This is a genomic window from Mesorhizobium argentiipisi (SeqCode) (assembly GCF_037179585.1).
In the GTDB taxonomy this organism is placed as follows: domain Bacteria; phylum Pseudomonadota; class Alphaproteobacteria; order Rhizobiales; family Rhizobiaceae; genus Mesorhizobium; species Mesorhizobium argentiipisi.
The window spans coordinates 20,404-46,118 of record NZ_JAPYKO010000022.1 but is presented as its reverse complement, the minus strand read 5'-3'; the positions used below and the strand labels follow the sequence as shown (position 1 = coordinate 46,118).

Here is a 25,715-nt window from a genome sequence, read left to right as displayed (position 1 = left end):
ATTTCGCGACTGGAACGTTGGCAAGAGCATGCCGCATTACTCCGCCGCCACGCCTTTCACCTCGAGATAGCTCTCCATCGAATCGTCCAACGCCTGCAGCCACGGCGTGTGGTGCAACGGCGCCATGGTGCCGGTCATCAGCGAGCGATAGGCGTTGTCGCGGAAGGTCATGATGTTTTCCATCTTGTGGTGCTCCCACTCCATGAAGGTGCGGTTGACCGCCTCGACATCAAAACCCGGATAGTCGGTCTGGTCCATCAGCTCCTTGGTGTAGTCGCCCTGGAACCAGATCATCTGCTCGGCGTCTTCGAGGGTCTCTTCCCGGGCACGCCACTTGGCGCTGTGCTCGGCCATCGCCTCGGCGGAGGGCAGCTTGATGCGGCCAAGCATCACGTCGCGCGCGTACCAAGCCTGCGCGTCGAACATGTTGAAGGTGTAGAACTGGTCCTGCATGCCGATGTAAAAAAGCTTCGGGTTCTTCTCCCAGACCACGCCTTCATAGAGATCGAGCGGCCACATGCGGTTGGCGGTCTTGAGCTTGAGGTCGTCGGTGAGGAAGGGGAAGGAATGCAGGTAGCCGGTGCACAGGATGATGGCGTCGACATCCTTGGTGGTGCCGTCCTTGAAATGCGCCGTCTTGCCGACGACCTTCTGCAGCAGCGGCACTTCCTTCCAGTTCTCCGGCCATTTGAAGCCCATCGGCTTGGAGCGGTAGCTGGAGGTGATGGATTTGGCGCCGTATTTGTAGCATTGCGAACCGATGTCCTCGGCCGAATAGGAGCGGCCGATGATCAAGATGTCCTTGCCCTTGAACTCCATCGCGTCGCGGAAATCATGGCTGTGCAGGATGCGGCCGTTGAAGGTGGGGAAACCTTCGAAGAAGGGTACGTTGGGCACCGAGAAATGGCCTGAAGCGACCACGACATTGTCGAATTCCTCCGAATAGGTCACGTCGTTGGTGCGATCATGCGCGGTGACGGTGAACTTCTTGGTCTCGTCGGAATAGGTCACCATGCGCACCGGGCTGTTGAAGCGCACCCATCCGCGCAGCCCGGATTTCTCGACGCGGCCCTTGATATAATCCCACAGCACGGCCCGCGGCGGATAAGAAGCGATCGGCCGGCCGAAATGCTCCTCGAAGGTGTAGTCGGCGAATTCGAGGCATTCCTTCGGGCCGTTCGACCAGAGATAGCGATACATAGAGCCGTGCACCGGGTCGCCATGCTCGTCGAGGCCGGTGCGCCAGGTGTAGTTCCACAAGCCGCCCCAGTCGCTCTGCTTCTCGAAGCAGACGATTTCCGGGATCTCGGCGCCCTTGTCGGCGGCCGACTTGAAGGCCCTCAACTGGGCCAGGCCCGACGGTCCGGCTCCGATGACGGCGACACGAGATTTCATTGCGGGCGTCCTCCTTTTTTGATTTCCCCAGCGAAACAAATTTCACTGACAGTGACAGTAATTGGGTCTTTGGTGCTGTCAACAAACATCTGCGGCGACGGCGTTTGCGCGGAACGGTTTTTCTGGGCGAAGGCGGCGGCGTCACGTTGAAGCAGGCGCGCCCTGCAACATCCAGCGGCTTGCTGTCGCGGTTGCGCTCTTGTATCGCCACCGAATATGTTCACCTTGAGTGAAATAAATCCGCGAGAGTCGGGGGCGACATGGCGAACAAGAAGTCCGGCACCAAGTCCACCGATGCGGCAGCGAAGGGCAAGGCGCCGCCGAAGCGCGTTTCGGCCGACGGCCGCACGATCCGCACGCCGCTGACGCAGGACCCGCACGCCATCCGCGACACGCGCGAGAAGGTGCTGGAAGTGGCGATCGGCCATGAGGTGCGGGCGTTCCGCAAGAAGCTCGGCATCACCGTCGCCGATCTCGCCACCGCCACCGACATTTCGCTCGGCATGCTGTCGAAGATCGAAAACGGCATCACCTCGCCGTCGCTGACCACATTGCAGGCGCTGTCGCGAGCGCTGGGCGTTCCGGTGACCGCCTTCTTCCGGCGCTTCGAGGAAGAGCACAGCGCCGTTTTCGTCAAGGCCGGCGAAGGCGTCGATGTCGAGCGGCGCGGCACCCGCGCCGGCCATCAATACAACCTGCTCGGCCATATCGGCGCCAACACCAGCGGCGTCGTCGTCGAGCCCTATCTCATCACGCTGACCGAGAATTCGGACGTGTTCCCGACCTTCCAGCATGCGGGCATGGAGTTCCTCTACATGCTCGAGGGCGAGGTCGTTTACCGGCACGGCAACAATCTCTATCCCATGAAGCCGGGCGACAGCCTGTTCTTCGACGCCGATGCGCCGCACGGCCCGGAAGAGCTGACGCGGCTTCCGATGCGGTATCTGTCGATTATCTGCTATCCGCAAAACAGCGCCGGGTGAGTCGCTTGGTTCCTCGCTCCACGAAAGTGGGGAGAGGTGGCTCGGCGAAGCCGAGACGGAAAGGGGAGCGCCCTACGAAGCCTCCTCTCCGTCCGCTTCGCGGACACCTCTCCCCCGCTTTGCGGAGGCGAGGAACCCAAGTCTTCAATCCGGCCCAAATCCCGGGCTGGTCGGCCTGCCGTCGTCGAGCTTCGACAGCCATTCCACCAGCGTCGGCCTATATCGCGTCAAGCCCTTATAGGTGGCGAGCTCTTCCGGCAGGTCGCGGATGACGCGGTGCAGGCGGCGCGCCCATTTCGGCTGCGTGACCAGCTCGTCCATTTTGATCAGATAGCAACGGATCGGGAAGACGATGGCGTTGGAACGCGGCAGCCGCCAGAAGCTTTGCAGCTCGACGCGCAGATGCACCTTCTGGCCGACGTTTTCGGGCGTGACCGTGGCGCGGTCCGGGCCCCATTTGTGATAGTTTTCGGGGCTGGTGTCGAGGCGCGGATTGATGGTCATCGTCCAGTTGAGGCGCCTGGCCGGCTTGCCCTGCTGGATGTTGGTGAGGAATTTCAGCGCGCGGGTGAAAATGCCCTTCTCATGCGCCAGCGGCACCGGCGCGTGCCATTCGAAGAAGTTCATGCCGATGTCGAAGTCGAGCGACCAGTCGGCCTGGGTGGTGACCATGCCGGCATCCATCCACAGATTGCCGTCGCGCTGGTCGAGGATGCAGAAATCGCCCTGGCTCTGGCGGGTGATGTATTCCATCGGGCCATAGGGCAGCGTCGAGGTGTCGCCGAAGGTGAAGGTGTCGTCGATGCCAAGCGGCCGGTTGATCCAGCGCCAGCGATCGCCGTTTCGCTCCAGTGTGAAGTGCTCGGGATAGCCGAGCGCCTGCTGCTCCATCAGAAGCTCGAGCAGGTCCCAGCCGGCAAGCGTCATATGCGGCAGCGACTGGCAGCGCAGCGGATCCTCGGCCAGCACCAGCGCGCGGTCCTGCATCTCGGCGACATAGTGCTCGTCGACGTCGATCAGGTTCTCGAGCACGCTGCCTTTCGGCCCGACCACATGCGGCTCGATGTTGACCGCGTACATGTAGGAGTCTTCGTTGAACGGGAAGGGAAAGCGCCGGATGTGCTCCGGGCTATTCCTGAAGGTGTAGTCGTCGCGAAACGTTTCCTTGCGAAAGGTGATGCCCATTGACGCCTCCTATCTTTCCAGGACCAGCGACTTGCCCTCGAAGCGCGAGACGCAAGGCATGATCTTGCAGCCGGAACGGTGGTCTTCCTCACTCAGCCAGTGATCGTTGTGGATGAACTTGCCGTCGGAGGAGATCACATTGGTCTCGCACTGGCCGCAAACGCCGCCGCGGCAGAGATAAGGCGGGTCGACGCCGGCGGCTTCGATCGCCTCGAGCAGGCTCTGCTGCTCGCCGACGCGGATCGTCTTGCCGCTGACGGCCAAGGTCACGTCGAACGGCGCGCCGGGCTGGGGTGCCGCGAAATGCTCGAAATGCACGGTCTCCGGCGGCCATCCGAGGCTAGCCGCGCGGTCACGCACCCAGTTGATCATGCCGGCCGGGCCGCAGACATAGAGATGCGTGCCGAGCGGCTGCGAGGACAAGAGCCGGTCGAGGTCGATGCGCTCCTCGCGGTCGTCGTGGTAGAGCCTGACCCGGTTGCCATAGCGCTGCTGCAAGACATCGGCATAGGTGCCCAGCGAAGCCGTGCGGCAGGTGTAGTGCAATTCGAAATTGCCGCTGGCGCCTGCCAGCTGCGACGTCTGCGCCATGAAAGGCGTGATGCCGATGCCGCCGGCCAGCATCAGGTGCTTCTTCGCCCGGAGATCCAGCGAGAACAGATTGACCGGATAGCTGATCACCATCTCCTGGCCGGGCTTGACCTGCCGGTGCATGAACAGCGAGCCGCCGCGGCCGGCATCGTCTCGGCGCACCGAGATCGTGTATTCGCGTGTGTCGAGCGGCGAGCCCATCAGCGAATAGGGGTTGAGCCTGGTGCGGTCGCCGTCACGCATCTCGACCACGACATGGGCGCCGCCGGAAAAAGTCGGCAGCAGCTCGCCGTCGCGGCGGCGGAAGTGAAAGCGGGTGACCAGCTCGTTGACCGGGACGACGTCGCTGACGACGACGTCGAGCTTGGTGGTGCCGGTGCTCATCGGAAGACCTCCTCGATCGGAGGACTCTCTGAGCGATCCTCGGCGTTGATGCACACGCCCTGGAACGCGGCGAGACGCCGCGAATAGTGATCGCGCACCAGAAGCAGCAGGCCGCAATGCGAGCAGAGCGCCGGCTGCGTCGTCACATTCTCGGTGATGCCCTTGCAGTGCACGCATTGCACGCGGCGCGCCAGCGAGCCGCGATGCTCGGTCTCAATGGAGGTGTGGTCGATGCCGGCTTCGAGCGCCACCTGCATGGCCTGGCCGATCAGGCCTTCGGTGCCGGCAAGATAAAGGCGCAGCCCCATATGGGCGTTGGTCAGGGTCTGCTTGAGCCGCGGCAGGAGGCTGGCGAAGGAAGGCGCAATATGGAGTTGCGCGGGCTTCAGTGCTTCGAGAGCTGCCACGTGCTTGCCCTCAGGCCCCGGAATAAAGACGATTTCCGCGCCGTCGAAAAAGCCGGACGGCGCCTTGCCGGCCATGTTGGTTATCGCGAGCGCGCCTTCGGCGTCGGCGATGAAGAGATGATGCTTGCCGGGCTGCGGAGAGAGCGTTCCGTAAACGGGCCGGCTGATGATCGTCTTGGCTGCCATTCTTCCTTAGATCAGTTGGAGGATGATCTTTTCCGAAAACCGGTTCCCACTTTTCGGGATCATGCTCTAGTGCCTTAAAACCCCTCCCCGCTGATGATGCCTCAACCCTCGGCGGTGCGCTTGGTCTTCTTCGGATCGTCAAACGGCAAGGGCTGCGCCGTCGCTTTGATGGAGCCGCTCCGGTTGCGAATCTCGAGCTTGGTGTCCTTGACCGCGCAGTCGACGTCGAGACGGGCGATGCCCATCGATTTCTCGACCAGCGGCGAATACATGGCGCAGGTCACCACGCCGACCTTTTTGCCGTCGCGGTGGACGGGCGCGCCCTCGTCCGCCGGCTCCTTGCCGTCGAGCAGCACGCCATAGATCTTGAAGCGTTCCTTGCCCTTCAGCCGATAATGCTCCTCGGCGCCGCGGAAGCCGGTCTTGCCGGGACTGACAGTGAAATCGAGGCCAAGCTCCCACAGCGTGTCGCCGGGACCTTCGTTCTCGAATGGATATTTCTGCGAATTGTCGTAGGGGTAGAAGAGCAGGTAGCTCTCGACGCGCAGCATGTCGAGCGTGGTGAAGCGGCACGGGATGATGCCGGCGCTTTTGCCCTCCTCGAGGATCCTGTCCCAGATCGTGCCGGCGTCCTGGCCGCGGCAGAAGATCTCGTACCCGCGCTCGCCGGTGTAGCCGGTGCGCGAGATCATCACCGGAAAGCCGAAGAGCTGCGTCTGCATGTGATGGAAATAGTTGAGGTCGCGGATGCCCGGCACATGCTTGGCCAGGTAGTCAACGGCGGTCGGGCCTTGCAGCGAAAGGTCGTGCAGATTGTCATCGAAGCGCAGCGAGACATCGCGGCCCATGGCCGCCCGCTGCAGCTCCTCATGGCCGGTGCCGGAGCCGTGCACGACCATCCACGAGTTCGGGCTGATGCGGTAGAGGATGCAGTCGTCGGTGAATTTGCCGGCCTCATTCAGCATGCAGGCATAGGCCGACTTGCCTGGATAGATCTTTTCCACGTCGCGCGTCGTGGCGAGGTCGATCAGATGCGAGGCATGCGGCCCGGTGATGTGGACCTTCTTCAGGCCGGAGACGTCCATCAGCCCGGCCTTGGTGCGGATGGCGATATATTCCTCGTCGGCATTCTTGTCGTAGGTCCAGGCGGTGCCCATGCCGCTCCAGTCCTCGAGTTTCGAGCCGAGCGCGCGATGGCGATCCGCCAGGGTCGAGAATCTCCAGGATGCTGTCATCCGATCGTCCTCCGTGCGATTTAAGCCGTTGCTGTTCCCTGCTCCTGCTTGGTGGCGGAGCTTGGTCGAATATTGACCGCAAACGGCGAAGCCCTGCAATCCCCTTGAAGCAAATAATTTCATTGTCAGGCAAATTTCTTGCCTTGGAACAAACGGTTTACGATGCGTAAATCCGGCTTGACAATTTCGGGAATCGGGCGGAATTTATGAAAAAAATTTCACTCCGTTGAAAGAGTGGACGCCCAGTCTTTCAGGGCCGGACGTCGCCAGAAGGGGAAAAAACGATGTCCGACCTGCAGCAGCGCATCGAAGCGCTGTACCGTTCCGACGTGCGCGGATCCGTGCTCCTGATCGTGTGCCTGTGGGCGACGATCCTCTTCGTCCTCCTGATGACCTGGGCCTACATCCCCGACAGCGGGATCAAGGTCGTGGTGGCGATCGCGGCCGCAGCGGTGCTGATCTTCAACACCGCCGCAATCCTCGCCATGCTCAACCACTACAAGGAAGACAAGGACTTCATCTACGGACTCGACATAAAGAACGCCGACGCGGCCCGCAACCGTCAATCCTGAAGGGAGAAACCATGGCCCGCTATATCCCGCCGGAGCAGAACAAGGCCGGACAGATCCTCGACATCGCAGTCGTGGTGGTCGCTATCTTCGTGGCGCTCTGGCTGCCGCTCAAGCTCGGCCTCGCCGGTGCGGCGAAGTCGATCGATCCGCTCGACGCCAAGACCTGGGACGCGCTCGGCCAGAACGCCACCATGGCCTCGATCTGGGAGAAGCTCGGCTACACGCCGGAGACGGCGCACGACATCATCCAGAACCGCTTCCACTACATCATCGATTGGCCGACGCTGATCATTATGGCGATCGTGCTGATCGCCTATTTCGTCTTCCTGTTCCGCGCCTCCGATAAGGAATATCGCGAGGTCATCAACGAGAAGTTCGAAGACAAATAGGCTTCGGCGACAAAGAGACTTTTGACGACAAAAAGTCCGGGGAAAACATCATGTGGATGGGATTGTCTTACGTTTGCTGGGGCATCTCGGTCGTGCTTGCGGCGTGGATGCTCTACGACTGGTTCAAGGTCGATACGACCTATTCCGAGGAGACTTTGACGTCTTCCCGTGAAGGTGAGCTTGAAGCCGTTTCCGAAAAACACCGGATCTGAGTGGGGACTGATATGACGGCTGCGGTTGAAACGGGACAAACGACGACAATCCACGGCGACAGGGTCTCGCTGCTTCGGGTGCTCGGCCCGGCACATGTGTGGGCGCTGGGCGTCGGCATCGTGCTGGTCGGCGAGTTCACCGGCTGGAATTTCTCCGCCGACAAGGGGGGCGCGCTGGCAGCGCTGATCGTCTGCTGGGTCGTCGGACTGCTCTACACCTCGGTCGCCATGATCGACTCGGAGGTGACGTCGACGGTCGCCGCCGCCGGCGGCCAATACGCGCAGGCCAAGCATATCGTCGGGCCGCTGATGGCCTTCAACGTCGCGCTGTTCCTGGTGTTCGCCTACACTATGCTCGAAGTGTCGGACGCGATCCTGCTCGGCGACACGATCGTCGCCAAGGCCGGCGTCGAGGGGCTGACGCACAACTCCTTTATCGCCGCCACCATCGTCGTGCTCGCCTGGCTCAATTATCGCGGCGTGCTGATGACGCTCAACGTCAATTTCGTCATCACCGCGATCGCCTATGTCTCGATCGTCATCCTGTTCTTCTCCGTCAGCCCGTGGACTCAAGGCGCGGTGCTGAAGCTCAACGAGCTGGTCACGCCCGGCAACGCGCTGCCCTATGGCTGGATCGGCGTCATCGCAGCGTTCCAGTTCGGCATCTGGTATTATCTCGGCATCGAGGGCACCACCCAGGCAGCCGAGGAAGTGCGCTCGCCGGCGCGCTCCCTGCCCTACGGCACCATGGCCGGCATGATCACGCTTTTGATCGCCGCCGCTATGACCTGGTATGTCTGCGCCTCACTGATGCCCTGGGAATATCTGGGCATCACCTATTATCCGCTGTGGGACGCCGGCAAGCTGACCGGCAGCCCGCTGCTCGAGAACCTGCTCTTCATCGCGACGCTGCTGGCAGCGCTTGCCTCGGCCAATGGCTGCATCAACGATGCGGCGCGCGCCTGGTTCTCGCTCGGCCGCGACCGCTACCTGCCAAGCTGGTTTTCGGCGGTGCATCCGAAATACCGCACGCCTTATCGCTCGATCTTGTTCCTGCTGCCGATCGCGCTGGCCTTCGCCTTCATCGCCGACCTCAACCAGGCAATCACCTTCTCGATCCTGTCGGGCGTGCTGCAATACACCTTCATGAGCATCAACATCATGATGTTCCGCAAGAAGTGGCCATTGGGCACGATCCGCCGCGGCTACACGCACCCCTTCCATCCGCTGCCGGCGATCGTTCTGTTCTGCCTGTGCATGGTGACCTTCTTCGCCATCTTCCTCGGCTTCGGCTCGCAGCTGATCGCGATGACGGTTTTCTATTTCCTGATTTCGCTGTGGTTCCACTTCTACCGCTACAAGTTCGTGCGGCGCGGCGACCAGTTCTCCATGCCGTGGCCGAAGCCGCAGGGTTATTGAGCGGAGTAAAGGCCCGCCTGTTCACGGCGGGCGGTGGCGTATCGAAATGTCGGAGCTGACGTCAGTACTCCTTGCCGGGGCGATCGCATTGGCCGTCGCCGCTCACATTGCCTGGCTGGCGCGTGCCGGCCGCAACAGGGCGAAGGCGGCTTTGGCCGCAGATATGGCGAGCATCCGCAGCGTCGTTGCGGATGCCGCCGACATTTCCGACCGCACGGCCGGCGTCGTCACCTGGGCCGGTTCCTGGAACGGCCAGCGCGTTCAGCTGCGCACCATCGTCGACACGCTGGCGACACGAAAGCTGCCGACGCGCTGGCTCATGATTTCGATCACCGAGCCGGTCGCGGTGCCGGGTGTCTTCGACATGATGATGCGGCCGAATTCGGCGACGACATTCTCCAATTTCGACCGTCTGCCGCACACGCTGCCGAAGGTGCTCGGCTTTCCCGCCGACGCGGTGCTCAGGACGGACCGCAGAGGCGTCGCCTTCCCGCAGGATCTGATCGCCGCGCATACAGACATCTTTGCGGAAGGGCGCGCCAAGGAATTGCTGATCTCGCCGAAGGGCGTGCGCATCGTGTGGCTGCTGGCCGAGGCCGAGCGCGCGCGCTATGGCGTGTTCCGACAGGCCGCCTTCGGCGATGCCGGGATCGATCCGGCCTTGATCGAACGGCTGCTCGAGGCAGCCTGGACGCTTCGCCAAGCCATCAACCGGCGCGAAAGGCGGGCCGCATGAGCGACGAAACCGCCACCCCTGCTCCCGCGAATCCCTATCTCGTGCTCGGCGCCGCGATCGTCTTGCCGGCAAGCGGCCATGTCATGCTCGGCGTGCCGGCGCGCGGCCTGCAGTTCCTGTTCTTCATGGTGATTCTTGGCTGGATAACGGCCAAGCTGGCGCCGGCCGACGCCAGCTTCATCGGCCGCCATGCCGGCGGCTTCCTGATCTATGCCTTCTCTATCCTCGACGCCTACCGGATTGCGCGTATCCGCCATGCGATCTGGGTTCACAAGGCGCGCCCGGACGGCGATAGTGCCAAGGGCAATGCGCCGTCCAATATGTAACCACAGGAAAATTTATTTCATACCAATTGAATTCGGCTCACGCATTGGGTACATCATCTGAGAGCCAAAAATTGTCGGAGGCTGGGATGTGCGGAATCGTCGGACTTTTCTTGAAGGACAAGGCGCTGGAGCCGAAGCTCGGCGCCATGCTGTCGGAGATGCTGGTGTCGCTCAGCGACCGCGGACCGGACAGCGCCGGCATCGCCATCTATGGCGCGGCCACCGGCAATGAAGCCAAGATCACCGTGCAGTCGCCGAAGCCCGATCGCGATTTCCGCGGCCTCGACGCCGATCTCGCCAAGGCGATCAGCGCGCCGGTGAGCGTCGCGGTCAAGTCCACGCATGCGGTGATCAGGACCACGCCGGACAAGGTCGACGCCGCCCGCGAGGCGCTGCAGACGCTCCGGCCCGACATCCGCATCATGGGCGCCGGCGAGGCGGTGGAGATCTACAAGGAAGTCGGCCTGCCCGAAGCCGTCGTCGATCGCTTCGACGTACGCGCGATGACCGGCACGCATGGCATCGGCCACACGCGCATGGCGACCGAATCGGCGGTGACGACGATGGGCGCGCATCCTTTCTCGACCGGCGCGGACCAGTGCCTGGTGCATAATGGCTCGCTCTCCAACCACAACAATGTGCGCCGCGAGCTGATCCGCGACGGCATGACCTTCGAAACCGAGAACGACACCGAGGTAGCCGCTGCCTATCTCTCCAACCGGATGGCGCATGGCAAGAATCTCGGTGAGGCGCTGGAAGGCACGCTTTCCGACCTCGACGGCTTCTTCACCTTCGTCGTCGGCACCAAGAACGGCTTCGGCGTGGTGCGCGATCCGATCGCCTGCAAGCCCGCCGTGATGGCCGAGACCAACCAGTATGTCGCCTTCGGCTCCGAATATCGCGCGCTGACCAAGCTTCCCGGCATCGACAATGCGCGGGTCTGGGAGCCCGAGCCCGCAACCGTTTATTTCTGGGAGCATTGAGCCCATGCCGGCAACCACAATGTCGAAGGCCGAGCGCGATCAGAGCCATGCGAGGGTCTTCGACCTCTCGCAGCATTCGCTGCGCGAGTTGAACCAGGCGCTGCACAAGCTCACGCCCGGCTCGAACGAGACCGCCTGGGAAGTGCTCCATCCAAAGGGTAGCCATTCCGTGGCCGTCGGCGTCGATCAGCCGATCACCATCGATGTGCGCGGCAGCGTCGGCTATTACTGCGCCGGCATGAATGACGGCGCGGCGATCACCGTGCATGGCTCGGCAGGCCCCGGCGTCGGCGAGAACATGATGTCGGGCTCGATCGTCATCAAGGGCGACGCCAGCCAGTATGCCGGCGCCACCGGCCGCGGCGGCTTGCTGGTCATCGAGGGCAACGCCTCGTCGCGCTGCGGCATTTCGATGAAAGGTATCGATATCGTCGTGCATGGCAATATCGGCCATATGTCAGCCTTCATGGCGCAGTCCGGCAACCTCGTGGTGCTGGGCGATGCCGGCGACGCGCTGGGCGATTCCATCTACGAGGCGCGGCTCTTTGTGCGCGGCAAGGTGGAGAGCCTCGGCGCCGACTGCATCGCCAAGGAGATGCGGCCCGAGCATATCGCATTGCTGCAGGCCCTGCTCGACAAGGCCGGCGTGACCGACGTCAAGGCCTCGGAGTTCAAGCGTTACGGCTCGGCCCGCAAACTCTACAATTTCAACATCGATAACGCCGACGCGTATTGAGGCAAGATGACCTACCGCAACCCGCCGACGACGCCGCGCAAATCCGCGACCTTCGACGACTACACGCTTTCCGAAATCCGCCGCGCGGCCGCGACCGGCATCTATGACATCCGCGGCGCCGGCGCCAAGCGCAAGCTGCCGCATTTCGACGACCTGCTGTTCCTCGGCGCTTCGATCTCGCGCTATCCGCTCGAAGGCTATCGCGAGCGCTGCGACACCTCGGTGGTGCTCGGCTCCCGCCACGCCAGGAAGCCGATCGAGCTGAAAATCCCGATCACCATCGCCGGCATGAGTTTTGGATCGCTGTCCGGTCCCGCCAAGGAAGCGTTGGGGCGCGGCGCCACGCTTTCCGGCACCTCGACCACGACCGGCGACGGCGGCATGACCGAGGAAGAACGCGGGCATTCCAAGACGCTGGTCTATCAGTACCTGCCCTCGCGCTACGGCATGAACCCGCGCGACCTGCGCCGCGCCGACGCCATCGAAGTGGTCGTCGGCCAGGGCGCCAAGCCCGGCGGCGGCGGCATGCTGCTCGGACAGAAGATCTCCGACCGCGTCGCCGAGATGCGCACGCTGCCCAAGGGCATCGACCAGCGCTCGGCTTCGCGCCATCCCGACTGGACGGGGCCGGACGATCTCGAGATCAAGATCCTCGAGCTGCGCGAGATCACCGACTGGGAAAAGCCGATCTACGTCAAGGTCGGCGGCGCCCGTCCCTACTATGACACCGCGCTCGCGGTGAAGGCCGGCGCCGATGTCGTCGTGGTCGATGGCATGCAGGGCGGCACTGCTGCCACCCAGGAAGTGTTCATCGAGAATGTCGGCCAGCCGACGCTTGCCTGCATCAGGCCGGCCGTGCAGGCGCTGCAGGACCTCGGCATGCACCGCAAGGTGCAGCTCATCGTTTCCGGCGGCATCCGCAACGGCGCCGATGTCGCCAAGGCGCTGGCGCTCGGCGTCGACGCGGTGTCGATCGGCACGGCAGCACTTGTCGCGCTCGGCGACAACGATCCACGCTGGGAGGCGGACTACAACGCGCTCGGCACCACGGCCGGCGCCTATGACGACTGGCACGAAGGCCGCGACCCGGCCGGTATCACCACTCAGGACCCCGAATTGATGAAGCGGGTCGACCCGATCGCGGCCGGACGGCGCCTGGCGAACTACCTCAAGGTGATGACGCTCGAAGCGCAAACAATTGCCCGCGCCTGCGGCAAGAACAGTCTGCACAATCTCGAGCCCGAGGATCTCGTCGCGCTCTCGATCGAAGCCGCCGCCATGGCCGGCGTGCCTTTGGCCGGCACCAACTGGATACCCGGCAAGAACGGCTTCTAGGACAAACTTCCAAGAACATAAGCGAGGAACTACATAATGGGGAACGATCTCGCCGCATTCGCCAAGGAGAACGGCGTCAAATATTTCATGATCTCCTACACCGACCTGTTCAGCGGGCAGCGCGCCAAGCTGGTGCCGGCGCAGGCGATCGCCGACATGCAGAAGGACGGTGCAGGATTTGCCGGCTTCGCCACATGGCTCGACCTGACGCCGGCGCATCCCGACATGCTGGCCGTGCCGGACCCCGATTCGGTCATCCAATTGCCGTGGAAGAAGGACGTCGCCTGGGTAGCCGCCAACTGCATCATGGACGACAAGGAGGTGAACCAGGCGCCGCGCAACACGCTGAAGCGGCTGATCGACGAAGCCGCCCGCGACGGCATGCATGTCAAGACTGGCGTCGAGGCCGAGTTCTTCCTGATCTCGCCCGATGGCAAGGCGATCTCCGACGAATACGATACAGCCTCGAAACCCTGCTACGACCAGCAGGCGGTGATGCGGCGCTACGACGTCATCGCCGAGATCTGCGACCATATGCTGGCGTTGGGCTGGGGCCCGTACCAGAACGACCATGAGGACGCCAACGGTCAGTTCGAGATGAACTGGACCTTCGATCACGCGCTGGCGACCGCCGACAAGCACTCCTTCTTCAAGTTCATGGTCAAGTCGATCGCCGAAAAGCATGGCCTGCGCGCTACATTCATGCCCAAGCCCTTCCAGGGCCTGACCGGCAATGGCTGCCATGCGCACATCTCGGTGTGGGACGAGACCGGCAAGACCAATGTCTTTGCCGACAATTCGCAAGAGCTCGGCCTGTCCGCCAAGGGCAGGAACTTCCTCGGCGGCATCATGAAGCATGCCTCCGCGCTTGCCGCGATCACCAACCCGACGGTGAATTCCTACAAGCGCATCAACGCGCCGCGCACCATTTCGGGCGCGACCTGGGCGCCGAACACCGTGACCTGGACCGGCAACAACCGCACCCACATGGTGCGCGTGCCCGGGCCCGGCCGTTTCGAATTGCGCCTGCCGGACGGTGCCGCCAACCCGTATTTGCTGCAGGCCGTCATCATCGCCGCCGGCCTCGACGGTATCCGCTCGAAGGCCGACCCCGGCAAGCGCTACGACATCGACATGTATCAGCTCGGCCATACCGTTACGGACGCGCCGAAACTGCCGCTCAACCTGCTCGATGCGCTGCGCGAGTTCGACAAGGACAAATCGCTGAAGGCGGCGCTGGGTGAGGAATTCTCGTCGGCATATCTAAAGCTGAAGCAGCAGGAATGGAATTCCTATGCTTCGCACTTCACGCAGTGGGAGCGCGACCACACGCTGGATATCTGATATCTCGGCGGTGCGAGCGACCTCGGAATGAACTGATGAAATATTCGATCTTCTCGCTCGCCCGCGCCGCTCTCTCCGGCCACAAGAATTGGCAGCCGACATGGCGCGACGCAGCGCCCAAGGACCGCTATGACGTGGTGATCATCGGCGGCGGCGGCCATGGCCTCGCCACCGCCTGGTTCCTGGCCAGCGAGTTCGGCATCCGCAATGTCGCGGTGCTGGAAAAGGGCTGGATCGGCTCCGGCAATGCCGGTCGCAACACCACCATCATCCGCTCCAATTACGGCCTGCCCGGCAACACCGGCTTCTACGAATTATCGATGAAGCTCTGGGAGCGGATGGAGCAGGACCTCAACTACAACGCGATGGTCAGCCAGCGCGGCGTGCTCAACCTCTATCACTCCGACGCGCAGCGCGACGCTTTCGCCCGGCGCGGCAACACCATGCGCATCAACGGCATCGATGCGGAGCTGCTCGACCAGGCGGCGCTCAGGAAAATGCTGCCGTTCCTGAATTTCGACAATGCGCGCTTTCCCGTGCAGGGCGGCCTCTTGCAGCGGCGCGGCGGCACGGCGCGGCATGACGCCGTGGTGTGGGGCTACGCGCATGCGGCGAGCGCGCTCGGCGTCGACATCATCCAGAATTGCGAGGTCACCGGCTTCACGCGCGACGCCAACGGCAAGGTGACCGGCGTCGAGACGTCGCGCGGCAAGATCGGCGCCGGCAAGGTCGGCATGGCGGTGGCGGGCTCTTCGTCACGCGTGGCGGCCATGGCGGGGCTGCGGCTGCCTATCGAAAGCCATGTGCTGCAGGCCTTCGTCTCCGAAGCGATCAAGCCGCTGATCCCCGGGGTCATGACCTTCGGCGCCGGACACTTCTATGTCAGCCAGTCGGACAAGGGCGGGCTGGTCTTCGGCGGCGACATCGACGGCTACAATTCCTACGCCCAGCGCGGCAATCTGCCGGTGGTGGAGGATGTCTGCGAAGGCGGCATGGCGCTGATCCCGATGATCGGCCGCGTGCGGCTGCTGCGCCAGTGGGGCGGCATCATGGACATGTCGATGGACGGCTCGCCGATCATCGACAAGAGCCCGGTGGACGGCCTCTATATCAACGCCGGCTGGTGCTATGGCGGCTTCAAGGCGACGCCCGGCTCGGGCTTCGTCTTCGCCCATCTCATCGCCGGCAATCAATCGCACAAGGAAGCCGCGCTCTTCCGCCTCGACCGCTTCCAGCGCGGCGCCATGATCGATGAGAAGGGCCAGGGCGCCCAACCGAACCTCCATTAGGGATAGCGCATGATGTTCTCCAAAAACCGCTTCACACTTTTTGGCATCATGCTCTGAAGACCCAGCCATGCGCATAGTCTGTCCCTTCTGCGGCGAACGCGAACTCGGCGAGTTCACCTATCTCAGCGATGCCAAGCCGCAACGCCCGGCGGCCGATGCCGGCGAAGACGCGGTCTACGACTACGTCTATCTGCGCGACAATATCGCCGGCGTGATGAGTGAGCACTGGTACCATGGCGGCGGTTGCCGCGCGTGGCTGAAGGTGACGCGCAACACGCTCACGCATGAGATTTCGGCCGTCGAGCCGGCGGCAGGCGCAGGCGCCGCCAAGGCTGGTGCGTGATGCGCGGCGATCAGGCAAACCGGCTGAACAATGGCGGTCTCATCGACCGCTCGGCCGCGCTCAACTTCCGCTTCGACGGCAAGACGTTCTCGGGCTTCAAGGGTGACACGCTGGCTTCCGCGCTGGTTGCCAACGGCGTCAAGCTCGTCGGCCGCTCGTTCAAATACCATCGTCCGCGCGGCATCCTGACGGCGGGCTCGGAAGAACCCAACGCGCTGGTCGAGCTGCGCAGCGGCGCAAGGCGTGAGGCAAACACCAAGGCGACGACCGTCGAGCTCTATGAAGGGCTCGAAGCCGCCAGCCAGAACCGCTGGCCGTCGCTCAATTTCGACGTCATGTCGGTCAACCAGCTGTTCGCGCCGATCTTCGTCGCCGGCTTCTACTACAAAACCTTCATGTGGCCGGCGAAGTTCTGGGAAGCGATCTACGAGCCGGCGATCCGCCGCGCCGCAGGTCTCGGGCGCGCTGCCGGCGTTTCCGACCCCGATCACTATGACAAGGCCTGGGCCCATTGCGACGTGGTGATCGCTGGCTCCGGCCCGGCGGGCCTGGCGGCAGCCCTTGCCGCGGGCCGGAGCGGCGCGCGCGTCATCCTATGCGAGGAGGATTTCGTGCTCGGCGGCCGCCTGCTCGCCGATGGCGGCACCATCGACGATCTGCCGGCATCCGAATGGATCGCGCGCACGCTCGCCGAGCTCGCGGCCATGCCCGATGTGCGCATCATGACGCGCACGACGCTGTTCGGTGTCTATGACGGCGGCACCTATGGCGCGATCGAGCGCGTCAACGACCATCTGCCGGTGCCGCCGGAGCATCAGGTGCGCCAGCGGCTGTGGCGGATCGTGGCCAAGCGCTGCGTCGTCGCCGCCGGCGCGATCGAACGTCCGATCGTCTTTGCCGGCAACGACAGGCCGGGCGTGATGATGGCGTCGGCCATGCGCAGCTACATCAACCGCTACGCAGCCACGCCGGCGAGACGCATCGCGCTGTTCACCAACAATGAGGATGGCTGGCGCACAGCGGAAACGGCAATCGCGTCGGGTCTTCAAGTGGCCGCCGTGATCGACGCGCGGCCGGACATTTCGCCGACCCATCGCTCGTTGGCCAGCAAAGGCGGCTTTCCGGTACTGCACGGCGCTGTCGCCGGCGTCGACGGCGGCAAGGGCGGCGTGCGCAAGATATCCGTCTCGCTGACCGGCGGCGCCCGCGCCGAGGTCGAGGCCGACGGGCTTGCCGTCTCGGGCGGCTGGAACCCGGCAGTCGGCCTCACCTCCTACCATCGTGGCCGGCCGAAATGGCGCGACGACATTGCCGCCTTCGTGCCGGATGGCGAGCCGCCCGGGATGGTGGCGGCGGGCGCAGCCAACGGCGCCTTAGGACTTGGCGCCTGCCTGCGCGAAGGGTTTGACGCAGGTGCTGCCGCAGCACGCGACGCCGGCCGCAGCGGCAATATCGGATCGATGCCGGTCGCCGACGACGAGGCCTTTTCGATCACTCCCCTCTGGCACGTCGCCGGCAAGGGCAAGGCCTTTGTCGACCAGCAGCACGACGTCACAGCTTCCGACGTCGAGCTGGCGCAGCGCGAGGGGTTTGAATCCGTCGAGCATCTGAAGCGCTACACGACGCTCGGCATGGCGACCGACCAGGGCAAGACCTCGAATGTCGCCGGGCTCGCCATCATGGCCGCGGTCAGCGGCAAGTCGATCCCGGAGACGGGCACGACGATCTACCGCCCGCCTTACGTGCCGGTCGCCATCGGCGCCTTCGCCGGCCATCACCGCGACGAGAATTTCCATGCGACGCGGCTGACGCCATCGCATCACTGGGCGGCCGAACAGGGCGCCATCTTCGTCGACACCGGCCTGTGGAAGCGCGCGCAATGGTATCCGCGCGCCGGCGAGAAGGACTGGCTGGAATCTGTGACCCGCGAGGTCAAGGCGGTGCGCAGCGGCGTCGGCTTCTGCGATGTCTCGACGCTGGGCAAGATCGACGTGCACGGGCCCGATGCCGGCGCCTTCCTCGACCACGTCTACATCAATGCCTTCTCCAGCCTCGCCGTCGGCAAGGCGCGCTACGGGCTGATGCTGCGCGAGGACGGCATCGTCTATGACGACGGCACGACCTCGCGGCTCGCCGAGGACCATTACTTCCTCACCACCACGACGGCGAAGGCCGGACTGGTGATGCAGCACCTGGAATTCTGTCGGCAGGTGCTGTTCCCCGAACTCGACGTGCAACTGACCTCGGTCTCAGACCAGTGGGCGCAGTTCTCGATCGCCGGACCGAAGACTCGCAATCTCTTGAAAGAGATCGTGGATCCGGCCGAGGACCTGTCGAACGAAGGTTTTCCGTTCATGGGCGCGCGCGAGGTCAAGCTGCGCGGCGGCCTGAAGGCAAGGCTGTTCCGCATCTCCTTCTCCGGCGAGATGGCGTTCGAGATTTCGGTGCCGGCGCGCTATGGCGAAGCGCTGGTGCGCAATCTGATGATTGCCGGCAAGCCGTTCGGCGTAACGCCTTACGGCACCGAGGCGCTCGGCGTTATGCGCATCGAAAAAGGCCATGTCGCCGGGCCGGAGCTCAATGGCACCACCACCGCGGGCGATCTCGGCCTCGGCAAGATGATGTCGACCAAGAAGGATTTCATCGGCCGCGTCATGGCCGGCCGCGAGGCGCTGGTCGCGCCGAACCGGCAGGTGGTCGTCGGCATCAAGCCGACCGACAAGGCGCGCCGCCTGCGATCCGGCTCGCATATCATCCCGAAAGGTGAGACCCCCGGTCCCGACAACGACCAGGGCTATGTCACCTCGGTCTGCTTCTCGCCGGTGCTCGACCAGTGGATCGGGCTCGGCCTCGTCGAGCGCGGCCGCGAGCGCATCGGCGAGATCGTGCGCGCGCATGATCCGCTGCGCGGCGAGGACTACGATGTCGAGCTTTGCAATTCCGTCTTCTACGATCCGGATGGAGGGCGCCAGCGTGGCTGATTTTTCCTGGGACATCCGCAGCCCGCTCGACCGTGCGCTGGTCGCCGGCCCTTATGGCGCGCAGGGCGACGCCGGCGTGGCGCTGACCGAGATCCGCGATTTCGATCTCGTGCAGGTGATGGCGCGGCGTGGCAAGGCCGGCGAAATGGTGAAGGTCGCGCAGGCGCGCTTCGGCATCGCCGTGCCGGAAACGCCTAAGGCGGTGGATGCGGCCGACGCGGCGCTGATCTGGTCGGGGCCGGACCAATTCCTGGTGCTGTCCAAAGGCGGCAGGCATTCGATTGAGGCGCTTGGCTCTGTCTTTGCCGGTTCGGCTTCGCTGTCCGACCAGTCGCATGCGCGGGTGCTGATCAGCATATCCGGAGAGAAGGCGCGCACGATGCTCGCCAAACTGTCGTCGATCGACCTGCATCCCGATGTGTTTGCTGTGGGTGTCGCGGCGGCCACGTCGATGGATCACACCAGCGTGACACTCTGGCGCGGCAAGGATTGGGCGGATGGGCAGGCGGTGTTCAATCTTCTGGTGTTCGCGACTTTCGCCGAGAGCCTGTGGCATACGATTCTGGACTCGGCCGCGGAGTATGGCGTGACAATTACCCATTCCGAGGAGTTGGCGTAGCGGTGCGCAGGCTCCCCTTCTCCCCTTGTGGAAGAAGGTGGATCGGTGCGCAGCGCCGAGATGGATGAGGGGTGTTCCAGCGGAGTGAGACGTTGGCATTCCCTGGAGCACCCCTCATCCGTCGCCTTCAGCGACAACCTTTCCCGCAAGGGGAGAAGGGGGAGCTGGTGCTTGCCAAACGCATTCCCGCTGCTATTCTCTCGACGAAAATAATTTTACACACAGGCAAACTTGTTTCTCGCTCGGAGGAGGGTTTGAGATGAGCCAGTCGCCCTACCCCGCCGTGCTGTCCGGACCGCCGCGTCCAAGCCTGATCCTGCGGCCGGGCCAGATCAGCCTGCCGCCGGGCGTGGAACGCTACACCGTGCAGGGCAATGGCGCGGTGCTGATCGATGTCGAGGCGGGCGACAGCGTCAGCGTCACCAATGTCGAGGGCGGCCAGCCTTGCGAGCTGCTGGCCTGGGACAAATCAGGCGCGACGGATCCCGGCATTTTCGGCGAACGGTCGAACAGCAATGCCGCCGGCATCAGGACGCTGCTCGCCGAAGGCGACGACAGCCTTGCGGCGCTGCGTCTCAGCCTCGCGCGCCGCAATGTGCAGCTCGACCAGCCGAAGGCCGTGCGCGTGTTCGGGGGCGCTACGCCCGCCGGCACCGAGCAGAGCTTTGCCATTCAGCGCGACGGCGCGCTGCTGATCGCCGCGCCAGGCGGGCCGATGCTGGTTGACGGCCACAACACCGCGACGCCGCTGACTGTTCTGGTGCGCCGCGCCACGATCCGCCTGAAGACGAGGTCGCAGCTTCCCGATCCGCTTGCCGATCCGGTGCTTGATCTTCGGGTGAAGTCGGCGACCGCCGAGGCCTATTTCGTCAAGGCCGGCGATTATCTGCAGATCATCGATGTCGATGGCCGGCAATGCACCGACTTCCAGTGTTTTTCCGCGCGCAAGCTGGACAAGGGCCGCGACCTGCCGCTCGACGTGACGACGACCCGTACGCTGATGGGTTCGGCCTATCCGATGCCTGGCCTGCATTCGAAATATTACGACCAGGACATGGAGCCGCTGGTCGAGGTGGTGCAGGACACGTGTGGCCGGCACGACGCCTTCGCGCTTGCCTGCGCCGCCAAATATTACGACGACATCGGCTATCCCGGACACACCAACTGCTCGGAGAATTTCAACAAGGCGCTGTCGGACAAGGCGGTAAATCCCCGCGCGGGCTGGATGGCGATCAACTTCTTCTTCAACACGGCCATCGACGCGCACGGCGTGATGGTGTCGGACGAGCCGTGGTCGCGACCCGGCGACTATGTGCTCTTGAGAGCCCTGACCGATATCGTCTGTGTGTCCTCGGCCTGCCCGGACGACACCACGCCCGCCAATGGCTGGGATCTCACCGACATCCATGTGCGGACCTATTCCGGCCAGCGCAAATTCTCGCGAGCGATCGCCAGACGCATGAAGCCCGACTCGGAACCGAAAATGACCCGCGAGACAGCCTTTCATTCGAGCTTTGCCAAGCACACGCGCGACTTCGTCGAATATCGCGGCTATTGGCTCGCCAATTCCTTCGCCAAGGAAGGCCCCCTCGCCGAATACTGGGCCTGCCGGCAGGCCGCCGTGATCATGGACCTGTCGCCGCTGCGCAAATTCGAGGTCACCGGGCCGGATGCCGAAGCGCTGCTGCAATACACACTGACCCGAGACGTCAAGAAGCTCGGCGTCGGCCAGGTCGTCTATACGGCGATGTGCTACGAGCATGGTGGCATGATCGACGACGGCACGTTGCTCAGACTCGGCAAGGATAATTTCCGCTGGGTCGGCGGCGACGATCTTTCCGGCGAATGGCTGCGCGAGACCGCGAAAAAACTGGGCCTCAATGTGCTGGTGCGCTCCTCCACCGACCAGATGCACAACATCGCGGTGCAAGGGCCGAAGAGCCGCGACATATTGAAGGAAGTGGTCTGGACCTCGCCGGTGCAGCCCTCGATCGGCGAGCTCGAATGGTTCCGCTTCGCCGTCGCCCGCATCGGCGGCGGCAACGGCGTGCCCGTCGTCGTCTCGCGCACCGGCTATACCGGCGAGCTCGGTTACGAGATCTGGTGCCATCCGCGCGACGCTGAAAAAGTGTTCGACGCCGTCTGGGAGGCCGGCCAGCCGCACGGGCTGAAGCCGATGGGCCTGCAGGCGCTCGATATGGTGCGCATCGAGGCGGGACTGATCTTCGCCGGTTACGAATTCTCCGACCAGACCGATCCTTTCGAGGCCGGCATTGGCTTCACCGTACCGCTCAAGACCAAGGCCGACGACTTCATCGGCCGCGACGCGCTGATCCGGCGCAAGGAGCATCCGCAACACAAGCTCGTCGGCCTCGACATCGATGCCAATGTCGCCGTCGGCCACGGCGACTGCGTCCATGTCGGCCGCGCCCAGATCGGCGTCGTCACCTCCGGCATGCGTTCGCCGGTGCTCGGCAAGAATATCGCGCTGGCACGGCTCGACGTCACTCACGCCGAGATCGGCACGGAGGTAGAGATCGGCAAGCTCGATGGCCACGCCAAGCGGCTACCGGCGCGTGTCGTGGCCTTCGCCCATTACGATCCGCAGAAGACCAAGCCACGTTCCTGATAGCGGCAACCCCTGCCTTCTCCCCTTGTTCCAGGGAACGCCAACGTCTCACTCCGCTGTAACATCCCTCATCCGTCGCCTTCGGGCCACAAGGGGAGAAGGGAAGAGCATGTTTCGCAAGCGGGGTGTGCATGACATTCACAAAACGCTTGACGCGAAAGCGCGCCGGATCAATCTTCACTGTTAAGAAAAAAATACGACTGAGTGGAAACTCGACAGTCGCTCGATGATTTGCCGGGGAGCAAGCTTCGCCAGAGCCGAAGCGTCGCCGGCGGGGAACAGAAAAAGGGGAAGACACAAGATATGAGCACGATAAGCACGGCCCTCGAGCAGCCTGCAGAAAGCAAGCTGCTCAGGCACATCGACTGGCGTGGCGCCTTCTGGGTGGCAAGCGGCGTCCCAGCGCTGGTCCTGTTCTCGATCGGCGGCATTGCCGGCACGACCGGGAAGCTCGCCTTCCTGATCTGGACGGTGTCCATGATCATGGGCTTCCTGCAATCCTTCACCTATGCCGAGATCGCTGGCCTGTTCCCGAACAAATCGGGCGGCGCTTCGATCTACGGCGCCACGGCCTGGTTGCGCTATTCGAAATTCATCGCGCCGCTGTCGGTGTGGTGCAACTGGTTCGCCTGGTCGCCGGTGCTATCGCTCGGCTGCTCGATCGCCGCCGCCTACATCCTCAACGCACTGGCGCCGATCCCGGTGTTCAGCGAGACCTCGCCGGAAGTCGTGGCCTACATAGCGGCGCATGCGGGGACGGCGCCCGCCGATGCGATCACCGCGGTGACTGCCGCGGCGACACCGGCGATCCGCACCTGGACGCTGTGGGACCACACGCTCGGCCCGGTCTCGTTCACGCTTAACGCCACCTTCTTCATCGGCGCGGTGCTGATGCTGATCATCTTCGCGATCCAGCATCGTGGCATCCTCGGCACCGCCAACGTGCAGAAATATATCGGCCTGCTCGTCATCATCCCGATGCTGATCGTCGGCATCGTGCCGATCTTCACCGGCCAGATCGACTGGGCGAATTTCTTGCCGCTGGTGCCGCTGGCAGCCGCCTATGCGCCTGATCCGGGCTCCTGGAACATCGCCGGCTGGACGCTGGCGCTTGGCGGCATGTTCATCGCCGCATGGTCGACTTACGGCTTCGAAACCGCGGTCTGCTACACGTCGGAATTCAAGAACCCCGGCACCGATACTTTCAAGGCGATCTTCTACTCCGGCCTGCTCTGCATGCTCCTGTTCATCCTGGTGCCCTTCACCTTCCAGGGCGTGCTCGGCCTGAACGGCATGCTGGCGACGCCGATCGTCGACGGCTCGGGCGTTGCCGACGCGCTGGCCGGCATGGTCGGCGGCGGCAAGCTGATCCACAGCCTGCTGGTCATGCTGATGATCCTGGCGCTGGTGCTCTGCATCATGACGGCGATGGCCGGCTCCTCGCGCACGCTCTATCAGGGTTCGGTCGACGGCTGGCTGCCGCGCTATCTCAGCCACGTAAACGAGCATGGCGCGCCGACGCGGGCCATGTGGACCGACCTCTGCTTCAACCTGATCGTGCTGGCGATCGCCTCTGCAGACGCGACGAGCTTCTTCTTCATCCTCGCCGTGTCGAACTGCGGTTACATCATCTTCAACTTCCTCAATCTCAATGCCGGCTGGATCCATCGCATCGACAACGGCCACATCAATCGTCCCTGGAAGGCGCCGACCTGGCTGCTCGGCATCGGCGCGATCTTCGCCTATGTCAACGCGATCTTCATGGGCGCCGGCGCCAAGGTGTGGAACCCGTTGGCGCTGTGGGCCGGCCTGATCACCGCTGCCTTGATCATCCCGGTGTTCTGCTTCCGCCACTACATTCAGGACAAAGGTAAGTTCCCCGAACACATGCTGGCCGACCTCGGCATGGCGGGGGCCGACCTCTCGGTCAAGAAGGCGGGCATGCTGCCTTATCTGACGCTGATCGCCGGCGTGGCGGTGATGCTGATCGCCAACTGGGTGTTCGTCATCTGACACGGCAACCTGAAAACAGACGGGCGCGCTTCGGCGCGCCCGTTCGTTTTTTGCGATCCCGTCAGCCGGCCTTGCGGACAACTTCATTTTCGAAGAACCGGTTCGGCGGCCGCTTCAAGCCGAGACTCTCGCGCAGCGTCGATCCTTCATATTCGCGTCTGAATATCCCGCGCCGCTGCAGCTCGGGCACCACCTTCTCAGCGAAATCATCCAGGCCTGCGGGAAGGTAGGGAAACATGATGTTGAAGCCGTCGGAGCCTTCGCCGACGAGCCATTCTTCCATCTCGTCGCCGATGGTCGCGGGCGTGCCGACAAAGGCGAGGCCGGAATAGCCGCCAAGCCGCTGGGCCAACTGGCGCACAGTGAGGTTTTCCTTGCTCGCTAATTCTATGACGCGTTCGCGGCTGCTCTTCGAAGCATTGGTCTCCAGAATGTCCGGCAACGGCCCGTCCGGATCGAAACCCGACGCGTCGTGGCCGAGCGCGATCGACAGCGAGGCGATGCCGCTCTCGTAATAGACAAGGCTGTCTAGCTTCGCCCGTTTGGCCCGCGCTTCCTCGACGCTGTCGCCGACGATGACGAAGGCGCCGGGCAGGATCTTGATGTCGTCGCGCGTGCGGCCAAGTTTCTGTGCCCGGCCCTTGACGTCGGCAAAGAAGCGCTGGCCGGATGCCAGATCAGGCGGCGCCGCGAATATCACTTCAGCCGTCTCGGCGGCCAGCTGCCGTCCTGTCTCGGACGCGCCGGCCTGGACAATGACCGGCCAGCCCTGCACCGGCCGGGCGATGTTAAGCGGCCCGCGCACCGCCAGATGCTCGCCTTTGTGATCGAGCACATGCAGCCGCGACGGGTCGAAATAGAGGCCGCTTTCGGCATCACGGATGAAGGCATCGTCGGCAAAGCTGTCCCACAGGCCGGTGACCACATCGTAGAACTCGCGCGCCCGGTGGTAGCGCTCGTCATGCTCGACATGTTCGTCGAGGCCGAAATTCAGCGCGGCGTCCGGGTTGGAGGTGGTCACGATGTTCCAGCCGGCGCGGCCGCCGCTGATATGGTCGAGCGAGGCGAAGCGCCGCGCGATGTGATAGGGCGCGTCGAAGGTCGTCGATGCGGTCGCGACTAGGCCGATGTGATCGGTGACGGCGGCGAGCGCCGACAGCAGCGTGAACGGCTCGAAGGAGGTCACCGTATGGCTGCGCCGCAGCGCCTCGATCGGCATGTTGAGCACGGCCAGATGATCGGCCATGAAGAAAGCGTCGAACTTCGCCGCCTCGAGCGTCTGCGCGAAACGTTTCAGATGCGCGAAGTTGAAATTGGCGTCCGGGTAGGCGCCTGGATAGCGCCAGGCGCCGGTGTGGAGACTGACGGGGCGCATGAAGGCGCCGAGCCGCAATTGCCGTTTTTGTGACATGGGAATAATCCA

Annotated in this window: 24 protein-coding genes; 18 read left to right on the top strand and 6 right to left on the bottom strand. The window is 63.6% G+C overall.

Features of this window, described 5'->3' with window-relative positions; genetic code table 11:
- Positions 1 to 36: 36 nt before the first annotated feature.
- Positions 37 to 1,395, bottom strand: a complete 1,359-nt coding sequence (locus O7A05_RS25085) for an NAD(P)/FAD-dependent oxidoreductase (RefSeq protein WP_337095608.1) — start codon at positions 1,393 to 1,395, stop codon at positions 37 to 39.
- Between O7A05_RS25085 and O7A05_RS25080 the strand changes: the two genes are divergently transcribed.
- Together O7A05_RS25080 and O7A05_RS25075 are read left to right on the top strand one after the other, a co-directional pair.
- A complete protein-coding gene (locus tag O7A05_RS25080; RefSeq protein WP_337095607.1) occupies positions 1,395 to 1,628 on the top strand; it encodes a hypothetical protein in 234 nt (77 codons plus the stop codon). The genes O7A05_RS25085 and O7A05_RS25080 overlap by 1 nt on opposite strands.
- A 27-nt stretch (positions 1,629 to 1,655) precedes the next feature.
- Complete coding sequence (locus O7A05_RS25075) at positions 1,656 to 2,378, top strand: helix-turn-helix domain-containing protein (protein ID WP_337095606.1); 723 nt, start codon at positions 1,656 to 1,658, stop codon at positions 2,376 to 2,378.
- A gap of 144 nt (positions 2,379 to 2,522) precedes the next feature.
- Here O7A05_RS25075 and O7A05_RS25070 read toward each other — a convergent pair whose 3' ends face one another.
- The 4 genes from O7A05_RS25070 to O7A05_RS25055 all read right to left on the bottom strand — a co-directional run bounded on the left by O7A05_RS25070 (position 2,523) and on the right by O7A05_RS25055 (position 6,366).
- On the bottom strand, positions 2,523 to 3,563 hold the full coding sequence (locus tag O7A05_RS25070; protein ID WP_337095605.1) for a heme-dependent oxidative N-demethylase family protein: 1,041 nt from the start codon (positions 3,561 to 3,563) through the stop codon (positions 2,523 to 2,525).
- A gap of 9 nt (positions 3,564 to 3,572) precedes the next feature.
- On the bottom strand, positions 3,573 to 4,538 hold the full coding sequence (locus O7A05_RS25065; RefSeq protein ID WP_337095604.1) for a PDR/VanB family oxidoreductase: 966 nt from the start codon (positions 4,536 to 4,538) through the stop codon (positions 3,573 to 3,575).
- A complete protein-coding gene (locus O7A05_RS25060) occupies positions 4,535 to 5,131 on the bottom strand; it encodes a dimethylamine monooxygenase subunit DmmA family protein (RefSeq protein ID WP_337095603.1) in 597 nt (198 codons plus the stop codon). Before O7A05_RS25060 ends, O7A05_RS25065 begins: the two co-directional genes overlap by 4 nt.
- A gap of 101 nt (positions 5,132 to 5,232) precedes the next feature.
- Positions 5,233 to 6,366, bottom strand: a complete 1,134-nt coding sequence (locus O7A05_RS25055; RefSeq protein WP_337095602.1) for an aminomethyltransferase family protein — start codon at positions 6,364 to 6,366, stop codon at positions 5,233 to 5,235.
- A 284-nt stretch (positions 6,367 to 6,650) separates the two neighbouring features.
- Between O7A05_RS25055 and O7A05_RS25050 the strand changes: the two genes are divergently transcribed.
- The 16 genes from O7A05_RS25050 to O7A05_RS24975 all read left to right on the top strand — a co-directional run bounded on the left by O7A05_RS25050 (position 6,651) and on the right by O7A05_RS24975 (position 24,292).
- Positions 6,651 to 6,938 (top strand): hypothetical protein, encoded by a 288-nt coding sequence (locus O7A05_RS25050; protein ID WP_337095601.1) that lies wholly within the window; start codon positions 6,651 to 6,653, stop codon positions 6,936 to 6,938.
- A gap of 11 nt (positions 6,939 to 6,949) precedes the next feature.
- Entirely contained in the window at positions 6,950 to 7,327 is a 378-nt protein-coding gene (locus tag O7A05_RS25045; RefSeq protein WP_337095600.1) for a hypothetical protein, read from the top strand.
- Positions 7,328 to 7,377: 50 nt separating this feature from the next.
- Positions 7,378 to 7,539 carry a hypothetical protein gene (locus O7A05_RS25040; protein WP_095768770.1) on the top strand — a complete coding sequence of 54 codons (162 nt, stop codon included), beginning with the start codon at positions 7,378 to 7,380 and terminating at the stop codon, positions 7,537 to 7,539.
- Positions 7,540 to 7,551: 12 nt separating this feature from the next.
- A complete protein-coding gene (locus tag O7A05_RS25035; RefSeq protein ID WP_337095599.1) occupies positions 7,552 to 8,958 on the top strand; it encodes an APC family permease in 1,407 nt (468 codons plus the stop codon).
- Between the two features lie 46 nt (positions 8,959 to 9,004).
- The gene (locus tag O7A05_RS25030; protein ID WP_337095598.1) at positions 9,005 to 9,694 is read left to right on the top strand and encodes a hypothetical protein; all 690 of its coding nucleotides are present in this window, start codon (positions 9,005 to 9,007) and stop codon (positions 9,692 to 9,694) included.
- Entirely contained in the window at positions 9,691 to 10,020 is a 330-nt protein-coding gene (locus tag O7A05_RS25025) for a hypothetical protein (protein WP_337095597.1), read from the top strand. The genes O7A05_RS25030 and O7A05_RS25025 overlap by 4 nt, the downstream gene beginning before the upstream one ends.
- An 86-nt stretch (positions 10,021 to 10,106) precedes the next feature.
- Positions 10,107 to 11,003 (top strand): class II glutamine amidotransferase, encoded by an 897-nt coding sequence (locus O7A05_RS25020; protein WP_337095596.1) that lies wholly within the window; start codon positions 10,107 to 10,109, stop codon positions 11,001 to 11,003.
- 4 nt (positions 11,004 to 11,007) lie between these two features.
- Positions 11,008 to 11,739: a GXGXG domain-containing protein gene (locus O7A05_RS25015; protein WP_337095595.1), complete on the top strand. Its 732-nt coding sequence runs from the start codon at positions 11,008 to 11,010 to the stop codon at positions 11,737 to 11,739.
- A gap of 6 nt (positions 11,740 to 11,745) precedes the next feature.
- Entirely contained in the window at positions 11,746 to 13,074 is a 1,329-nt protein-coding gene (locus tag O7A05_RS25010; protein ID WP_140844228.1) for an FMN-binding glutamate synthase family protein, read from the top strand.
- Positions 13,075 to 13,110: 36 nt separating this feature from the next.
- On the top strand, positions 13,111 to 14,418 hold the full coding sequence (gene glnT, locus O7A05_RS25005) for a type III glutamate--ammonia ligase (protein ID WP_337095594.1): 1,308 nt from the start codon (positions 13,111 to 13,113) through the stop codon (positions 14,416 to 14,418).
- Positions 14,419 to 14,453: 35 nt separating this feature from the next.
- Entirely contained in the window at positions 14,454 to 15,707 is a 1,254-nt protein-coding gene (locus O7A05_RS25000) for a sarcosine oxidase subunit beta family protein (protein WP_337095593.1), read from the top strand.
- 67 nt (positions 15,708 to 15,774) lie between these two features.
- A complete protein-coding gene (locus O7A05_RS24995; RefSeq protein WP_337095592.1) occupies positions 15,775 to 16,050 on the top strand; it encodes a sarcosine oxidase subunit delta in 276 nt (91 codons plus the stop codon).
- A complete protein-coding gene (locus O7A05_RS24990; protein ID WP_337095591.1) occupies positions 16,050 to 19,031 on the top strand; it encodes a sarcosine oxidase subunit alpha in 2,982 nt (993 codons plus the stop codon). The genes O7A05_RS24995 and O7A05_RS24990 overlap by 1 nt, the downstream gene beginning before the upstream one ends.
- Positions 19,024 to 19,650, top strand: coding sequence for a sarcosine oxidase subunit gamma (locus tag O7A05_RS24985; protein WP_337095590.1), 627 nt, complete (start codon positions 19,024 to 19,026; stop codon positions 19,648 to 19,650). Before O7A05_RS24990 ends, O7A05_RS24985 begins: the two co-directional genes overlap by 8 nt.
- Positions 19,651 to 19,909: 259 nt before the next feature.
- A complete protein-coding gene (locus tag O7A05_RS24980; protein ID WP_337095589.1) occupies positions 19,910 to 22,279 on the top strand; it encodes a DUF1989 domain-containing protein in 2,370 nt (789 codons plus the stop codon).
- A 303-nt stretch (positions 22,280 to 22,582) separates the two neighbouring features.
- Complete coding sequence (locus O7A05_RS24975) at positions 22,583 to 24,292, top strand: APC family permease (protein WP_337095588.1); 1,710 nt, start codon at positions 22,583 to 22,585, stop codon at positions 24,290 to 24,292.
- Positions 24,293 to 24,353: 61 nt separating this feature from the next.
- Here O7A05_RS24975 and O7A05_RS24970 read toward each other — a convergent pair whose 3' ends face one another.
- On the bottom strand, positions 24,354 to 25,703 hold the full coding sequence (locus O7A05_RS24970) for an LLM class flavin-dependent oxidoreductase (RefSeq protein ID WP_337095587.1): 1,350 nt from the start codon (positions 25,701 to 25,703) through the stop codon (positions 24,354 to 24,356).
- Between the last annotated feature and the right edge of the window lie 12 nt (positions 25,704 to 25,715).

What these genes read in the sequence shown, in the direction of transcription:
- O7A05_RS25040 (WP_095768770.1), top strand. Translation starts at nt 7,378, where the DNA reads ATGTGGATGGGATTGTCTTACGTTTGCTGGGGCATCTCGGTCGTGCTT.
- O7A05_RS25030 (WP_337095598.1), top strand. Translation starts at nt 9,005, where the DNA reads ATGTCGGAGCTGACGTCAGTACTCCTTGCCGGGGCGATCGCATTGGCC.
- O7A05_RS25075 (WP_337095606.1), top strand. Translation starts at nt 1,656, where the DNA reads ATGGCGAACAAGAAGTCCGGCACCAAGTCCACCGATGCGGCAGCGAAG.
- O7A05_RS25065 (WP_337095604.1), bottom strand. Translation starts at nt 4,538, where the DNA reads ATGAGCACCGGCACCACCAAGCTCGACGTCGTCGTCAGCGACGTCGTC.
- O7A05_RS25070 (WP_337095605.1), bottom strand. Translation starts at nt 3,563, where the DNA reads ATGGGCATCACCTTTCGCAAGGAAACGTTTCGCGACGACTACACCTTC.
- O7A05_RS25015 (WP_337095595.1), top strand. Translation starts at nt 11,008, where the DNA reads ATGCCGGCAACCACAATGTCGAAGGCCGAGCGCGATCAGAGCCATGCG.
- O7A05_RS25085 (WP_337095608.1), bottom strand. Translation starts at nt 1,395, where the DNA reads ATGAAATCTCGTGTCGCCGTCATCGGAGCCGGACCGTCGGGCCTGGCC.
- O7A05_RS25035 (WP_337095599.1), top strand. Translation starts at nt 7,552, where the DNA reads ATGACGGCTGCGGTTGAAACGGGACAAACGACGACAATCCACGGCGAC.
- O7A05_RS24970 (WP_337095587.1), bottom strand. Translation starts at nt 25,703, where the DNA reads ATGTCACAAAAACGGCAATTGCGGCTCGGCGCCTTCATGCGCCCCGTC.
- O7A05_RS25000 (WP_337095593.1), top strand. Translation starts at nt 14,454, where the DNA reads ATGAAATATTCGATCTTCTCGCTCGCCCGCGCCGCTCTCTCCGGCCAC.
- O7A05_RS25045 (WP_337095600.1), top strand. Translation starts at nt 6,950, where the DNA reads ATGGCCCGCTATATCCCGCCGGAGCAGAACAAGGCCGGACAGATCCTC.
- O7A05_RS24990 (WP_337095591.1), top strand. Translation starts at nt 16,050, where the DNA reads ATGCGCGGCGATCAGGCAAACCGGCTGAACAATGGCGGTCTCATCGAC.
- glnT (WP_337095594.1), top strand. Translation starts at nt 13,111, where the DNA reads ATGGGGAACGATCTCGCCGCATTCGCCAAGGAGAACGGCGTCAAATAT.
- O7A05_RS25010 (WP_140844228.1), top strand. Translation starts at nt 11,746, where the DNA reads ATGACCTACCGCAACCCGCCGACGACGCCGCGCAAATCCGCGACCTTC.
- O7A05_RS25060 (WP_337095603.1), bottom strand. Translation starts at nt 5,131, where the DNA reads ATGGCAGCCAAGACGATCATCAGCCGGCCCGTTTACGGAACGCTCTCT.
- O7A05_RS24980 (WP_337095589.1), top strand. Translation starts at nt 19,910, where the DNA reads ATGAGCCAGTCGCCCTACCCCGCCGTGCTGTCCGGACCGCCGCGTCCA.
- O7A05_RS25025 (WP_337095597.1), top strand. Translation starts at nt 9,691, where the DNA reads ATGAGCGACGAAACCGCCACCCCTGCTCCCGCGAATCCCTATCTCGTG.
- O7A05_RS25020 (WP_337095596.1), top strand. Translation starts at nt 10,107, where the DNA reads ATGTGCGGAATCGTCGGACTTTTCTTGAAGGACAAGGCGCTGGAGCCG.
- O7A05_RS25055 (WP_337095602.1), bottom strand. Translation starts at nt 6,366, where the DNA reads ATGACAGCATCCTGGAGATTCTCGACCCTGGCGGATCGCCATCGCGCG.
- O7A05_RS24995 (WP_337095592.1), top strand. Translation starts at nt 15,775, where the DNA reads ATGCGCATAGTCTGTCCCTTCTGCGGCGAACGCGAACTCGGCGAGTTC.
- O7A05_RS25050 (WP_337095601.1), top strand. Translation starts at nt 6,651, where the DNA reads ATGTCCGACCTGCAGCAGCGCATCGAAGCGCTGTACCGTTCCGACGTG.
- O7A05_RS24975 (WP_337095588.1), top strand. Translation starts at nt 22,583, where the DNA reads ATGAGCACGATAAGCACGGCCCTCGAGCAGCCTGCAGAAAGCAAGCTG.